We start from the raw sequence: 14,954 nt of genomic DNA, 5'->3' as shown, positions 1-14,954 counted from the left end.
TTAAGGAGTCTTTCGCTTTACTTCAATATCCTTAACTTTGATAAAAACTGACTATTTATGACTACCAGCCGCGAAAACGGAAGCTTATATACCAATATTGAAAATAAGATCGCTACTGTAGAATTTGGCCATCCCGCAAGTAATTCTTTTCCTTCAGTGCTTTTAGACAGGTTGGAGAAAGAGATCAACCAACTTTCAGAAAATGAGGAAGTGAATGTGATCCTGCTTAAATCTGAAGGAGAAAAAGCCTTTTGTGCCGGCGCTTCCTTTAATGAATTGATTGAAATTGAAGATCTGGAAACCGGAAAGCAATTTTTCTCCGGCTTTGCCAATGTGATCAATGCTATGAGGAAGTGTAAAAAACTCATCGTGGGTCGTGTTCAGGGAAAAACAGTTGGTGGAGGCGTAGGTCTGGTTGCCGCCTGTGACTATGCCATGGCTACAGATGCGGCAGCTATAAAACTTTCTGAATTAAGTATAGGAATAGGACCTTTTGTCATCGCTCCCGCTGTTGAAAGAAAAATGGGTGTAGATGCTTTAGCTGAATTAAGCCTTGCAGCACATGAATGGAAAAATGCCTATTGGGCGAAAGAAAAAGGGCTATATGCTAAGGTCTTTGAATCTGCTAAAGATCTGGATAATGAGATATCGATTTTTACTGAAAAATTAGCCTCTTACAATCCACAAGCGCTTTTAGAAATGAAGAAGATCTTTTGGAAAAACACTGATCATTGGTCAGAACTTTTAAACGAAAGGGCTGCAGTTTCCGGAGAATTAGTACTTTCAGACTTTACAAAGAAAGCGTTGGCTAAATTTAAAAAGTAAAGATGTTATTAAATAGCTTGGTTTTGCAGTCACAAGGAGATAAAGCCTATCAATTCGGATACGATATTGGCAGTTTTGTAGGAGATAATATATATCTAATAGCAGGCTTACTAATTGGATTGATCGTTGCCATTGTTATGAGAAAAAATTTAAAGGTTAAACCATGATACAGGAACATTTACCAAAAGATAAAGATCCTAATGAAGTACAGGAATGGGGATGGACTATTCAAGAGTTCATAACAGAAAACTTCTGGTATTTGCTGGGAATTATTGTGCTTCTGGCTCTGTTCTTTTTTGCCCGCTATCGATGGAATGTTAGAAATTCACGAAAATATAAGAACTGATGGATCAGGATACCTGGGAGTTTTTAAGCTTTTTAAGCGGAATGGGATTTTGGCTAATTTTAGCCCTCGTTCTTATTGGAGTATTTGTTTATAAGAAATTCCGAAAATAATTATCGGGTTTTAAGCCAGCCTGTAATACTCAAACGTGGGACTTTTACAGGTTTTACCTCATGTTCCAGTTCCTGACTTTCAAAGATCACCACTCTTCCCGGAAAAGGATAGATCTTTATTTCTTCTTCCCGAGCTCCTTCATTCGTGTAAATACTTAGTTCTCCGCCATTTTCCGGCTTCCAGTCTTCATTGTTTAGATAACAAACCATGGAAAGTTTTCTTCTTCCGTCATTCTGAAAGGTATCCAGATGCCGCTTATAAAAAGTTCCTTCAGGATAGACTGCATAATGAAATTCCTTAGTTAGAATCCCCATAAAACAGGTTCGATTTAGATAATCTACCAGAGAATTTATCTTGTTAAAATAGATTTTTTCGGCTGTTCCCGCATCGGCCTCATTGATCCAGAGAATAAAATCCCCACGAATAGAACGTGCAATAACTTCACTGGTTTTATTCCCTATCGCCGCTTTCTTGAAATTATCTTCTTCATATTTTTCAAGTAAATGCGCTCTAAGAATATCAACCTCAGCCGAATCAAAGAAACCATCAACAATACTGTATTTCTTTTCCAGAATATCCTGAATAATCTGCTCATATAGCGGATTTTCTTTGAATTCCATTTGTTCAAAAAGCTCTGTTCCTGTTTGCAACATAACATGTATTATTTGACAAATATAGGCTAGAAAAGAAATTGAAACTGTTAAAATAAAGGCTTGAAAAATCACTTATCTTTGCACCAAAACATGCTGAAATGAGCAAAATTAGAATCACCAAACAATTTTCATTCGAAACCGGTCACGCCCTTTACGGCTACGACGGAAAATGTCGCAATGTGCATGGTCACAGCTATAAGTTAAGTGTTACGGTAATTGGTACCCCTATTACCGATAGCGAACATGTGAAATTCGGGATGGTGATAGATTTCGGAGACCTCAAAAAGATCGTGAAATCTGAAATTGTAGACCAGTTTGATCATGCTACTGTTTTCAATAAAAACACTCCTCACGTGGAACTTGCAAACGAATTGAAAGATCGAGGGCATGACGTGATCCTGGTAGAATATCAGCCTACGAGCGAAAATATGGTAATAGATTTCGCTGAAAAGATTAAAAAACACCTTCCTACACATATTAATTTACATTCCCTAAAATTGCAGGAAACTGAAACCTCTTTTGCAGAGTGGTATGCGAGTGATAATACTTAGTGCGCAACCCTTACGGGTCGGGCTATTCGCTCATAGTCCCGCGAAAAGCGGGAGCTAACCGCTGCTATCCCTTGCGCAATGCTCTTTAGAGTCATTGCGAGTGCAGCGAAGCAATCTCAATTTACCAAATGTCAATTCGACGAGCTTAGCGAATGAGAAATCTCATGCACAATTCTGACTCAAAAGAGATCTCTCCCTTGGGTCGAGATGATATATTATTCAGGTTGACATTCTGCAAATATTGATATTTCCATATCTTTACCCCCGAACAAAGCATTTATGAATATCCTGCCAGGCAAAAAAATATACTTTTCAAGCGATAATCATCTTGGCGCACCCACTATGGAAGAAAGCCGAAGAAGGGAAGCTGTATTTGTGAAATGGCTGGATGAGATAAAAAAAGATGCTGCGGCTATTTTTTTATTAGGAGATCTTTTTGATTTCTGGTTTGAATATAAACATGTGGTTCCCAAAGGTTTTGTTAGAACGCTTGGGAAACTGGCAGAAATAAAAGACAGCGGAATTCCTATCTATTTCTTTGTGGGAAATCATGACTTGTGGATGAACGATTATTTTAAAACAGAATTAAATATTCCTGTTTATCATCAGCCTAAAGAATTTGAATTCAATAATAAAACTTTTTTAGTAGGCCATGGTGACGGCCTGGGGCCCGGAGATAAAGGCTACAAAAGAATGAAAAAGGTCTTTACCAATCCGCTTTCCAAATGGCTTTACAGGTGGTTGCATCCAGATCTTGGTGTTCCCCTCGCACAATACTTTTCAGTAAAAAATAAAATGATCTCGGGAGATGAAGATCAGAAGTTTTTAGGAGAAGATAAGGAATGGCTAATCCAATACTGCAGAAGAAAACTTGAAAAAAAGCATTACGATTACTTTTTATTTGGTCACCGGCATTTACCATTAGAAATAGACCTTAACGAAAAATCCAAATATATCAACACCGGCGACTGGATAAGTCATTATACCTATGCGGTTTTTGATGGGAAAATAACAAGCTTACAGAAATTATAAGTTAAAGCTCTATTTTCCATAATGATATCTACAGGCGGCTATTATCAGACTTTCTTCTTTCCAATTCATTAATAGAATTCAATAAAACTTCCCTGTTTTTACCACTTAATAAATAAGTAGTTTCCTTTAATGAATTATATTCATCTAAGGATATCAAAACAAGATCCTTTCCTCCTTTACGTTTGATAATTAATTCATTAACATCATCCACAACCTTATCAAACCAATATTTAAGGTTTGAACGAAAATTACTAAAATTGACGATTTTCATATTACAAATTTAATAATAAGCACTCAAAAAGGCACTTTAATTGTATCTCTCGAAATCTGATAAGGATTTAGTCATTACACTCATCGGTTTCTTCATCTTCAAAAAAATCAGGAATCAATTTTTCAGGCTGACCGCTGGTTTCAATTTCCTTCTTGATCATTTCTTCCCATCCTTCCCTCAACTTATTCTCTGCATTCGATTCCATTTTCTAATTTTTATAAATTTGAAACAATGTTATAACAATTACAAAAATTTGTGCTGATTAATCCTAAACACTTTCCCTAATATCCTTTAGTTTCAACTGAATTTTGGTATTCCCATTCCAGGTATTTTCATCCAGACTATAAACCGCATCAAACTTTTTACCATCTTTTATTAAGTCCAATTTTTCTCCCAGGTTAAAACCAATAACATCAAATGTTGCTTTTGAACCTTCTTGTTTTACCTGACATTTTAAATGGGTTTTATCTTCTCCCACACATTTCCCATAACCAGTATCTGTCAATCCCCTACTAATAAACACCGGAGACATATTCCCTGGGCCAAAAGGGGCAAATTGTTTTAAAATTCGGTAAAATTTAGGGGTTATATCTTTTAGATCTAATTCCGCATCAATACCAATTTCAGGTGTTAAAAGGTTTCTGTCTATAGTTTCAGAAACTACTTCTTCAAATTTCTTTTTGAAGTTTAAGTATTCAGATTCTAAAAGCGTGAGTCCGGCGGCATACTTATGCCCACCAAATTGCTCAATATGTTCTTTACAGCCTTCCAAAGCTTCATACACATCATATCCCTTGACAGATCTTGCTGAAGCGGCCAGCCTTTCTCCACTTTTGGTAAAAACCAGTGTCGGCCTATACCAGGTTTCTGTTAGTCTTGAAGCTACAATCCCAATAACGCCTTTATGCCAATTCTCGTCATAAACAACGGTGGTAATGCGATCTTCTTCCTTAGAGTTGATGATCTGTTGTTTTGCTTCTTCAGTAATGGTTTTATCGGCACTTCGTCTATCAGTATTATAAATTTCAATTTCTTCAGCATATTTCTTTGAAATAGCTTCATCCTCCTCGCTTAACAAGTTTACGGCATGAAGACCATGTTTCATTCTTCCCGCAGCATTAATTCGCGGCGCTACAATAAACACCACATCAGTAATACTAACATTCTTGCGGTCGCCAAGAAGACTTTTAATTCCTTTTCGAGGAGCAACGTTGATCACATGAAGCCCATGATAGGCCAGGATCCTATTCTCACCCGTAATAGGTACAATATCGGCACCAATGGCGGTGGCCACCAGGTCCAGATATGGCAATAAAACTTCTTCTGGCTCATTATTCTTTTGAGTGATTGCCTGAATCAGCTTAAAGCCTACTCCACAACCACAAAGTTCATCATAAGGATAACTACAATCTTCCCGTTTTGGATCTAATACGGCAATGGCATTCGGAATTTCACTACCGGGACGGTGGTGGTCACAAATCACGAAATCTATTCCTTTTTCTTTTGCATAAGCAACTTTTTCTATAGCCTTGATTCCGCAATCCAAAGCAATAATGAGGCTGATGTCATTATCTGCAGCGTAATCTATTCCTTTATAAGAAACTCCATATCCTTCTTCATAACGATCTGGGATATAAGTGGTCACATTTGGATATCGGAATTTCAGGAATGAGGACATAAGCGCAACGCTTGTAGTGCCATCTACATCATAATCGCCATATACCATGATATTTTCCTCATTTTCTATGGCTTTTTCAATACGATCTACCGCCTTATCCATATCCTTCATCAAAAATGGATCATGGAGATCTTTTAGATCCGGACGAAAGAATTTTTTAGCTTCTTTAAAGCTTGAAATGCCTCGTTGAACAAGCAGTTTTGCAACCGGAATTCCAATTCCTAACTTCTCTGCCAATGAATTTACAGTTATAGGGTCAGGTTTGGGTTTTAAGGTCCAGCGCATATAGTTTGAAAATTTATAATTTTAGTTCTACAAAAAAATTAAACGAGTTTAATACAAAAAACCAAACAACCATAGCGGGATCGTGTTCATGACACCCACTTCAATATCATCCCTAACTACGAACGAATTAGGTATATTCTGGATTTGTTTATTATTTTTACTTTTCCCTCCAACTTCAAAGATAAATTTTTCATCGATCAAAAAATCACCCTTTTCAGCCAGATTTACCTGATGAAAATTTCTTATTTGATTGGCAAAAAAAGTTTCCCTTAAGGTACCTTTTTCGGCTTTAGTTTCTCCAAGTGCAACCACCAGATTAGGATTGTTAAGGTATAATTTTTCAGGTTTTGTAAATGTTCCTATCCCCTTTCCCGGTTTAAAAAACTGCATTATCAAATGTGCACTTTCCAATAATCGGATAGCCTGAATAAGAAATTTACGGTTCATGCCCAAACGCTCGCTGAGTTTACTAATATTTGGAGTAAAAGGCGCGCTTTGTGCAATAGCAACCAGTAATTTTTTTATTTTGAGACTATCTTCATATACGATACCCTCTACTACATTCATATCTGTTTCAATAATAAGACTGGCTGTACGCAATAATTTTCCCAAATATACTTCGCGACCTTCCTGAAAATAAGGATAACAGCCATATTGCAGATACTCTTGAAAATATTTAACCGGACTATCCAGTTTTTGAATTATTTCTCTGGAGATATTTTGATGATGATCGAGAATTTCCTCCAGCTGGAAGACCGGTAATTCTATATCATAACCAAATTCCAAAAACTCCCGAAAGGAAAGTTCATTAAGTTCATAAGTAACTGCCCGTCTGCTTAAATCTGACTCTCCTTTATATATTTCAAGCATAGAGGATGAAGTGAATACAATATTCAATTTAGGATAGCGATCGTATATTAATTTTAATTCCCGGGACCAGTAGGGATATTTATGGACTTCATCCAAAAATAAATGGGTACCCCCGTTTAAAGTGAATTCCTTTGCTAGATCTATAAGACTGCTTTTCAGAAAATAAAGATCATCTAAAGTAGCATATAACATTTCGCTGTTATTAGAAGACTGCCTACCAAGTCTTTGTAAAAGCAGGGTTGTTTTCCCTGTTCCCCTAGCACCTTTTATAGCGATAAGCCTATTAGACCAATCTATTTTATCTAAAAGATATCTAGTCTTATTGGAAATACCTTCGAGTAATATTTGTTGAAATAATAAAAGCTCTTCCATTTTGTTCTTATTGATAACAAATATAATTTATTTTGTTATCAATAAGAACAAAAATTGTAAAATAATGTTCCTGTAAAGAACATTATTTCATTTTAAAATTTCAGCAATTTTATCCTGAAGTTTAGGAACAACGCCCTCTTCAAACCATGGGTTTTTCATTCGCCAAAATCTATTTACCGGTGAAGGATGAGGGAGTGTCCAGAATTCAGGGAGAAATCGTTTATAATCCTGAACTTTCTCAGTAAGATTCTGCTCTTTTCCCAGATAATAATTTGCGGCATACGAACCGATAATGATTTTTAGCTGTACATTCTTGAACTCACTCCATACAACATCATGCCATAATGGGGCACATTCTTTTCGTGGGGGCAGATCGCCGGTTTTAGCTTTTCCGGGATAGCAGAAGCCCATAGGGAGCACCGCAAAGTTATCTACCTTATAAAAAATATTTTCGTTTACACCCAGCCATTCTCTTAGTTTTTTACCGCTTTGATCGTTCCAGGCAATACCAGATTCGTGAACAATCCTACCGGGTGCCTGACTAATCAATACAATTTTTGAGTTTTTAGCAGCTTCAATGATGGGTCTCGCACCCATCGGAAGATGATTTTTACAAACCTTACAGTCTCTAATAGTACACAAAAGATCTTCCAAAATATCAGGATTTTCCTTCTACTACGATCACAATTTCACCTTTTGGTGGATTATCTGTATAATGCTGAAGTACTTCCAAAGCTGTCCCACGAATAGTCTCTTCATGCATTTTTGTGATTTCCCTGGAAACTGAAACCCGTCTATCTTCACCAAAATATTCGGTAAAATGGCCTAAAGTTTTAATTAATTTATGCGGAGATTCATAAAAAACGATTGTTCTGGTTTCCTCGGCCAGAATCTTTAAACGAGTTTGTCTTCCCTTTTTTACAGGAAGAAAACCTTCAAATACAAATTTATCGTTTGGAAGTCCGCTGTTTACAAGTGCGGGAACAAATGCGGTGGCCCCGGGTAGACAATCTACCTCAACACCGGCTTCTACACATGCCCTGGTTAACAAAAATCCTGGATCTGAAATAGCCGGAGTTCCCGCATCGCTTATTAAAGCGATCGTTTCTCCAGCCTGGATTCTTGAAACGATTCCTTCTACTGTTTTATGCTCATTATGCATATGATGGCTGTGCATTTGAGTCTGGATCTCAAAATGCTTTAATAACTTCCCACTGTTACGCGTATCTTCAGCTAAAATTAGATCGGCTTCCTTTAAAACTCTTATCGCTCTAAAAGTAATATCTTCCAGGTTCCCTATTGGGGTTGGTACGAGAAACAATTTTCCCATAAATCCTTTTATCCTAATTGCTGAATTTATTCTCTATATGAGACATAAAACGCTCCTCATATTCCTCTTTCCCTTCCCAGTGATTATAATCTGGTTTTACCACCTTTTCAATAAATTTTCTGGATTCCTCAAGACTAGTGAAAGTATTTAACTGGGAAAGTACACGGTTATAGTCGGCTGTATCACCACCAAAAAGATGTTTAATATATGAAAGGCGTTGATTAAGACCTATATTAATACCTTTTTTAAGTCGGTCGTTTAAAGATCTCGGTTTGTTGGGTTTTTCTACATGATTCACCGGTTCAAAATCCGGAAGGTTATCATAATCTACACCAATATTTCTAAAATCCCTTTTCTCCTGTCCTGTTTCAGCTGATTTTGGTGGTTCTGGAGCGGTATTTATCTGACTCATCATGGAATCTACTTTCTCAGTTTCCGGAGGCATTTGCGCTACAATATCCTTTATTTTTTCAGTATTTGGCTCCGTAATAGCATCAGAATCTTTATTATATTCAGTTCCGTCAGGATAAAACTCATCATAAGAGACTTTTTTAGCTTTTTTCTGAACAGGCTTTTCTACTGCTACTTCGCTATTATCTTCCTCTAGATGTTTTTCAATAAAAGCCAAAACAGTAAGTTTCTCATAAAGATTCTTCGCTTTTTCTTTCAGTACATTCGCATCTAATTTGCCTTTATTCTGAATGATATTTTCAGCAATTCGAATGAGATCTGCTTCAATTTTCTTTTTCATCTGTTTATTTTATTTGTTCTTTATCGGTCAGATGCGATTCGCAAATATTAATTCTAGTTTAAGTCAAACTTTGCGTATGGCCCATTTCATAACTTTAAAGATTCGCCCCTTAACCGGGTTGTATTTTTAATAAATTTGTTCCACCTTTATACGAAAGAGGTATTTCCCCGTTTCGATTTGAAAAATACAAAATGTTTCTCGAAAATACAGTAAATCACGAAGAGCAATTTGGCTGGATTGAGGTAATTTGCGGCTCGATGTTTTCCGGAAAAACGGAAGAACTCATCCGTAGACTCAAGCGTGCGAAATTTGCTAAACAGAATGTAGAGATCTTTAAACCTGCTATAGATACTCGTTATGACGAGGAAATGGTGGTGTCTCACGATTCTAATGAAATACGTTCCACCCCGGTTCCTTCAGCTTCAAATATCAGATTATTAGCAGATGGATGTGACGTAGTAGGAATTGATGAAGCCCAGTTTTTTGATGATGAGATAGTCACGGTATGTAATGATCTTGCCAATAGGGGCGTTCGGGTTATTGTAGCAGGACTTGACATGGATTTTAAAGGAAATCCCTTCGGGCCGATGCCAAATTTAATGGCCACTGCAGAGTATGTTACCAAAGTGCACGCGGTATGTACCCGAACCGGGAATCTTGCTCAGTTCAGCTATAGGAAAGCTATAAACGACGATCTGGTATTTCTAGGAGAGAATGAAGAATATGAACCGCTAAGTCGGGCGGCCTATTATAAAGCTATGCTTAGAGAAAGGGTTAGGAAACTGGATGTAAACGATGCGGAAGAATTGAATCAAAAAGCCAAAGAGGAAAATGCCTGAAGCTAAAGAAACTGTTCTGGAGATCAATCTGGGAAACCTGGCGCATAACTACCGTTTTTTAAGATCAAAAACAGATAAGGAAGCAAAGTTTCTTTCTGTAGTTAAAGCGCATGCTTATGGAAGTGATTCCGTAGAGATCGCTAAAAAACTGGAAGAACTGGGGACCGATTATTTTGCGGTTGCTTATGTTGAAGAAGGTATAAGACTAAGGGAAAATGGGATTTCAAAACCAATTCTTGTATTGCATCCCCAACCTTCACATTTTGAAGAAATCATAGAACACTGCCTGGAACCTAATCTTTATAGCCAAAAAACGCTAGAATCTTTTGTTTCCCTTGCGGAAAGATTAAATCAGAAGAATTATCCGGTTCATATAAAACTTAATACCGGACTTAATCGTCTTGGTTTTGATCAATCTGAAATTCCCAGGGTTTTTGAAACGATTAAAAATACAAACAGTATAAAGATTGCTTCTGTTTTCTCCCATCTTGCTGCAAGTGAAGACTGGCAGGAAAGGGAATTTACGTTAAGCCAGATAGATCTTTTCAGAAAAATGACCTGGCAACTCATCGAGAATCTTGATTATGAGCCCTTACTTCATATTTGTAATACTTCAGGAGTTATCAATTATCCGAAAGCCGCTTTTAGCATGGTTAGAACCGGAATTGGATTATATGGCTATAGCAATGACAAAACTATAGATCCACATTTAAAACCGGTTGGGAAACTAAAAACCATCATCTCTCAAATAAGAAAACTAGATCCTGGAGCTAGCGTAGGTTATAATCGTGCTTTTAAAACAGAAAAAGAATCCAAGATCGCAACTTTACCCATTGGACATGCAGATGGTATCAACCGCATTTATGGAAAACAAAAAGCCGGAGTATTTGTAAACGGTAAATACGCTCCTATTGTTGGAAATGTCTGTATGGATATTATTATGATCGATGTTACAGGGATAGACTGTGAAGAAGGTGATGAAGTGATCATTTTTGGCGGACCTCAACATCCTGTAGATTTCGCTCGGGCCGGAGGAACAATTTCCTACGAACTTATTACAGGAATTCAACGCAGGGTTACCCGGAAAATCATTCCTGAATAGGAATTAGATTTTTTGCATAAATTAGCCCAACCTAATAACTAATCAATTTTTTATGGCTTTTTTCAAAGATTTTAAAACCTTCCTTTTCAAAAAAGATATTATCATGCTGGCAACAGCGGTGGTAATTGGCGCAGCATTCAATAAGATCGTATCTTCAGTAGTAGACGACATTATTATGCCCATTATAGGTATTATAACCGGTGGGGTCGATTTTTCACAGAAATACATCGCTCTGGATGGCCGTCAATATGAAAACCTGGAGGCTGCAAAAGCAGCTGAAGCCGCTGTATTAACCTACGGAAATTTGATTCAGGCTATTATTTATTTTATTATTATTGGCTTATTTATATTCCTGGTACTAAGGGCATATGAAAAAACTAAACAAAAAGAGGATGTAGAAGGTGCAGATGCGCCAAAAGGACCTACACAAGAACAAATACTCTTAGAAATAAGAGATGAGCTTAAAAAGCAAAATTCATAAAGAAGTACGCTTACCGCTACACTACGTATATTTAACTATAAACCCCGATGAGAATCGGGGTCCTTTTTTTAACAATATTAATAAATGCGTACAAATTTTTATATCTGAAACAATTTTTTAGCTTTTAACTTATTAGGTTTATATACAACTAATACCTTTGCAATCAAATTTTTAATAAAGTACCCGTAATTATGAAAGTAGCTGTTGTTGGAGCCACCGGAATGGTAGGAAGCGTAATGCTAAAAGTCCTCGAAGAAAGAAATTTTCCATTAACTGAACTTATTCCTGTAGCTTCAGAAAGATCTGTTGGTAAAAAGGTGAAGTTCGCAGATAAAGAATTTGAAGTTGTTGGACTGGAAACCGCTGTTTCTATGAAACCAGAGATCGCTATTTTTTCAGCAGGCGGTGATACTTCACTTGAATGGGCTCCTAAATTTGCAGAAGTGGGAACTACAGTGATCGACAATTCTTCAGCCTGGAGAATGAATCCCGATAATAAACTCGTAATTCCTGAAATTAATGCAAATCTTTTAACCAGGACAGATAAAGTTATTGCCAATCCAAACTGCTCTACCATTCAGCTTTTGATGGCGCTAAAACCTTTGCATGATGCCTTCGGAATAAAAAGAGTGGTTGTTTCAACCTATCAATCTATTACCGGAACCGGGGTAAAAGCAGTACAGCAACTGGAAAATGAATATGCTGGTGAAAATGGTGAAATGGCGTATCCTTATCCAATTCATAAAAATGCATTACCACATTGTGATGTTTTTCAGGAGAACGGCTACACTAAAGAAGAGATGAAGCTTAGCAATGAAACCAAAAAAATTCTTGGAGATGATTCAGTAAATGTGACAGCTACCGCTATAAGAATTCCTGTGGTAGGGGGACATTCAGAATCTGTAAATATCGAGTTCAATAAAGATTTTGACGAAGCTGATGTAAGAAAAATACTTAGCGATTTTCCAGGAATTACTGTTCAGGATAATCCGGCAGTGAACACCTATCCGATGCCTATCTATGCTGAAGGAAAAGATGATGTATTTGTAGGAAGGATAAGAAGGGATTACTCTCAGCCAAACACTATTAATATGTGGATCGTTGCTGATAATCTTAGAAAAGGAGCTGCGACCAATGCAGTTCAAATTGCGGAATATTTATTAGAAAACAAGCTTTTATAAAGGTTTAAATAATTCAATATCTTAAGGGCCTGAAGGAATGTAACTTTCAGGCCTTTTTTTATACTAATTTTGTACATTAATTAAACCCATAACATGAAAAAAATCCTTACCATGGTCATTGCTGCAGGAATATTAATCGCCTGTAATGATGATGATAAAAAAACTGAAGCTACTGCCTTGAATTATCCAGAAACTAAAAAAGTAGATACTATTACCGATTATTTCGGAACTAAAGTAAAAGATCCCTATCGCTGGTTGGAAGACGACCGCAGCGAAGAAACCGAGAATTGGGTAGAAGCTGAAAACAAAGTGACGTTTAATTATCTCGATAATATTCCTTACCGGGATAAACTCAAAAAAAGGCTTACCAAACTTTGGGACTATGAAAAACTGAGTGCGCCATTTACCGAGGGGGATTATATCTATTTTTTCAAGAATGATGGTTTACAGAACCAAAGCGTGATGTATCGCAAAAAGGGTGAAGATGGAGATGCTGAAATTTTCCTCGATCCTAATAAATTTAGTGAAGATGGAACAACTTCTCTTGGAGGTCTAAGCTTTTCTAAAGACGGTACAAAATTCGCTTATGCAATTTCAGAAGGAGGAAGTGACTGGAGAAAAGTAATTGTGATGAATGCTGAAAACAACGAAATTCTTGGAGACACTATCAAAGACGTTAAATTCAGTGGGATGTCCTGGAAAGGCAACGATGGATTTTACTACTCCAGTTATGATAAACCTGATGGGAGTGAGCTTTCCGCTAAAACCGATCAGCATAAATTATACTATCATAAATTAGGGACCGCACAATCTGAAGACAAAGTGATCTTTGGGGAAAGTGCAGACCAAAAACACAGATATGTTGGCGGTGGTGTTACCGAAGATGATCGTTATCTTACGATTTCTGCTAGAAACTCCACTTCGGGTGGAAAGCTGTTTTTAATGGATCTCACCAAAAAGAATCCTGAATTAGTAACAATTCTGGACAACGAAGACACTGATACCTATGTACTAAAAAACGAAGGAAGCAAGCTATTTATAGTAACAAATCTTGATGCTCCTAATAAAAGAGTAGTGAGCGTAGATGCATCAAATCCTACTCCTGATAACTGGGAAGATTTTATTCCGGAAACAGAAAATGTACTAAGCCCTTCAACTGGTGGTGGTTATTTCTTTGCTGAATATATGGTAGATGCCATTTCTAAAGTAAAGCAATATGATGCTCAAGGAAAAATGATTCGTGAAGTTGAATTACCAGGAATTGGTTCAGCCGGAGGTTTTGGAGCTAAAGAAGAGGAAGAGGTTTTATATTATTCATTTACAAATTATGTAACTCCTGGAACGATCTATAAATACGACATTAAAGAAGGAACTTCTGAAGTTTACAACAAACCGAATATCGATTTTAATCCTGAAAATTACGAAAGCAAGCAGGTTTTCTATAACTCCAAGGACGGCACAAAAGTTCCAATGATCATTACTTATAAAAAGGGAACAGAATTAAATGGTAAGAACCCAACAATCTTATACGGTTACGGCGGATTCAACATTAGCTTAACCCCTGGATTCAGTACTGCCATGAGCGTTTGGCTGGAACAGGGCGGCGTATATGCGGTTCCTAACCTTCGAGGTGGTGGAGAATATGGGAAAAAATGGCATGACGCAGGAACAAAGCTGAAAAAACAGAATGTGTTTGATGACTTTATTGCTGCTGCAGAATATTTAATTGAAAATAATTATACTTCTAGTGACTACTTAGCCATTAGAGGTGGATCTAACGGTGGTTTATTAGTTGGAGCAACCATGACGCAACGTCCAGATCTAATGAAGGTAGCATTACCCGCTGTAGGAGTTATGGACATGCTAAGATATCATACGTTTACTGCTGGGGCAGGGTGGGCTTATGATTATGGAACTGCTGAAGACAACAAGGAAATGTTTAATTACCTTTTTGAATATTCTCCTGTTCACAACGTAAAAGAAGGAGTGGAATATCCTGCAACTATGGTTACCACCGGAGATCATGATGATCGTGTAGTACCAGCACATTCCTTTAAATTTGCTGCTGAATTACAGGAAAAACATGCCGGAAACGAGCCTGTTTTAATTAGAATTGAAACAAAAGCAGGGCATGGAGCCGGGAAACCTACCAGTATGATCATTGATGAATATGCAGATATTTTTGGTTTCACCCTTTATAATATGGGTTTTGAGACTCTACCTAGTGAAGCAAATAAAAAAGTGAAAGGATAAAACAGCTATTATCACTTTAAAAG

General features: G+C 37.0%; 18 protein-coding genes. 10 read left to right on the top strand and 8 right to left on the bottom strand.

Annotation, left to right across the window (positions count from 1 at the left end; translation table 11 throughout):
- The first annotated feature begins 57 nt into the window (after positions 1-57).
- Genes GFO_RS15880 through GFO_RS15875 form a run of 3 tightly spaced genes read left to right on the top strand, consistent with a single transcriptional unit; the run spans position 58 to position 1,171 of the window.
- Positions 58-825 carry an enoyl-CoA hydratase/isomerase family protein gene (locus GFO_RS15880; RefSeq protein ID WP_011711210.1) on the top strand — a complete coding sequence of 256 codons (768 nt, stop codon included), beginning with the start codon at positions 58-60 and terminating at the stop codon, positions 823-825.
- A gap of 23 nt (positions 826-848) precedes the next feature.
- Positions 849-992 (top strand): hypothetical protein, encoded by a 144-nt coding sequence (locus GFO_RS17785; protein WP_158308634.1) that lies wholly within the window; start codon positions 849-851, stop codon positions 990-992.
- A complete protein-coding gene (locus GFO_RS15875) occupies positions 989-1,171 on the top strand; it encodes a hypothetical protein (RefSeq protein ID WP_011711208.1) in 183 nt (60 codons plus the stop codon). The genes GFO_RS17785 and GFO_RS15875 overlap by 4 nt, the downstream gene beginning before the upstream one ends.
- Before the next feature lie 110 nt (positions 1,172-1,281).
- Here the strand turns inward: GFO_RS15875 and GFO_RS15870 are convergent, their stop codons facing one another.
- A complete protein-coding gene (locus tag GFO_RS15870; RefSeq protein WP_011711206.1) occupies positions 1,282-1,935 on the bottom strand; it encodes a 2OG-Fe(II) oxygenase in 654 nt (217 codons plus the stop codon).
- A gap of 98 nt (positions 1,936-2,033) precedes the next feature.
- On the opposite strand from GFO_RS15870, the gene GFO_RS15865 reads away from it, so the two are divergent.
- Entirely contained in the window at positions 2,034-2,486 is a 453-nt protein-coding gene (locus tag GFO_RS15865) for a 6-pyruvoyl trahydropterin synthase family protein (RefSeq protein WP_011711205.1), read from the top strand.
- A gap of 279 nt (positions 2,487-2,765) precedes the next feature.
- On the top strand, positions 2,766-3,518 hold the full coding sequence (locus GFO_RS15860; RefSeq protein ID WP_011711204.1) for a UDP-2,3-diacylglucosamine diphosphatase: 753 nt from the start codon (positions 2,766-2,768) through the stop codon (positions 3,516-3,518).
- A gap of 28 nt (positions 3,519-3,546) precedes the next feature.
- On the opposite strand, the gene GFO_RS15855 is transcribed toward GFO_RS15860, so the two are convergent.
- The 7 genes from GFO_RS15855 to GFO_RS15830 form a co-directional block, all read right to left on the bottom strand.
- Complete coding sequence (locus tag GFO_RS15855) at positions 3,547-3,789, bottom strand: type II toxin-antitoxin system Phd/YefM family antitoxin (protein ID WP_011711203.1); 243 nt, start codon at positions 3,787-3,789, stop codon at positions 3,547-3,549.
- Between the two features lie 67 nt (positions 3,790-3,856).
- Positions 3,857-3,994, bottom strand: a complete 138-nt coding sequence (locus tag GFO_RS17780) for a hypothetical protein (protein WP_158308633.1) — start codon at positions 3,992-3,994, stop codon at positions 3,857-3,859.
- Between the two features lie 63 nt (positions 3,995-4,057).
- Positions 4,058-5,752: a single-stranded-DNA-specific exonuclease RecJ gene (recJ, locus tag GFO_RS15850; protein WP_011711201.1), complete on the bottom strand. Its 1,695-nt coding sequence runs from the start codon at positions 5,750-5,752 to the stop codon at positions 4,058-4,060.
- A 48-nt stretch (positions 5,753-5,800) separates the two neighbouring features.
- The gene (locus tag GFO_RS15845) at positions 5,801-6,994 is read right to left on the bottom strand and encodes an ATP-binding protein (protein WP_011711200.1); all 1,194 of its coding nucleotides are present in this window, start codon (positions 6,992-6,994) and stop codon (positions 5,801-5,803) included.
- Between the two features lie 87 nt (positions 6,995-7,081).
- The gene (locus tag GFO_RS15840) at positions 7,082-7,648 is read right to left on the bottom strand and encodes a uracil-DNA glycosylase family protein (protein WP_011711199.1); all 567 of its coding nucleotides are present in this window, start codon (positions 7,646-7,648) and stop codon (positions 7,082-7,084) included.
- A gap of 4 nt (positions 7,649-7,652) precedes the next feature.
- A complete protein-coding gene (rsmI, locus tag GFO_RS15835) occupies positions 7,653-8,324 on the bottom strand; it encodes a 16S rRNA (cytidine(1402)-2'-O)-methyltransferase (RefSeq protein ID WP_011711198.1) in 672 nt (223 codons plus the stop codon).
- Between the two features lie 13 nt (positions 8,325-8,337).
- A complete protein-coding gene (locus GFO_RS15830) occupies positions 8,338-9,075 on the bottom strand; it encodes a hypothetical protein (protein WP_011711197.1) in 738 nt (245 codons plus the stop codon).
- Between the two features lie 191 nt (positions 9,076-9,266).
- Here GFO_RS15830 and GFO_RS15825 point away from each other — a divergent pair, with 191 nt between their 5' ends.
- The 5 genes from GFO_RS15825 to GFO_RS15805 all read left to right on the top strand — a co-directional run bounded on the left by GFO_RS15825 (position 9,267) and on the right by GFO_RS15805 (position 14,931).
- Complete coding sequence (locus GFO_RS15825; protein ID WP_011711196.1) at positions 9,267-9,914, top strand: thymidine kinase; 648 nt, start codon at positions 9,267-9,269, stop codon at positions 9,912-9,914.
- On the top strand, positions 9,907-11,016 hold the full coding sequence (gene alr, locus GFO_RS15820; protein WP_011711195.1) for an alanine racemase: 1,110 nt from the start codon (positions 9,907-9,909) through the stop codon (positions 11,014-11,016). The genes GFO_RS15825 and alr overlap by 8 nt, the downstream gene beginning before the upstream one ends.
- Positions 11,017-11,068: 52 nt before the next feature.
- A complete protein-coding gene (gene mscL / locus GFO_RS15815; protein ID WP_011711194.1) occupies positions 11,069-11,497 on the top strand; it encodes a large conductance mechanosensitive channel protein MscL in 429 nt (142 codons plus the stop codon).
- A 191-nt stretch (positions 11,498-11,688) separates the two neighbouring features.
- Entirely contained in the window at positions 11,689-12,678 is a 990-nt protein-coding gene (locus tag GFO_RS15810) for an aspartate-semialdehyde dehydrogenase (RefSeq protein WP_011711193.1), read from the top strand.
- Between the two features lie 93 nt (positions 12,679-12,771).
- The gene (locus GFO_RS15805; protein ID WP_011711192.1) at positions 12,772-14,931 is read left to right on the top strand and encodes a prolyl oligopeptidase family serine peptidase; all 2,160 of its coding nucleotides are present in this window, start codon (positions 12,772-12,774) and stop codon (positions 14,929-14,931) included.
- The last annotated feature ends 23 nt before the right edge of the window (positions 14,932-14,954 follow it).

The sequence above is a fragment of the Christiangramia forsetii KT0803 genome, from assembly GCF_000060345.1.
Lineage (GTDB): Bacteria > Bacteroidota > Bacteroidia > Flavobacteriales > Flavobacteriaceae > Christiangramia > Christiangramia forsetii.
Note: the sequence above shows the minus strand (reverse complement) of the source record. Positions and strands in the feature narration are given on the sequence as shown.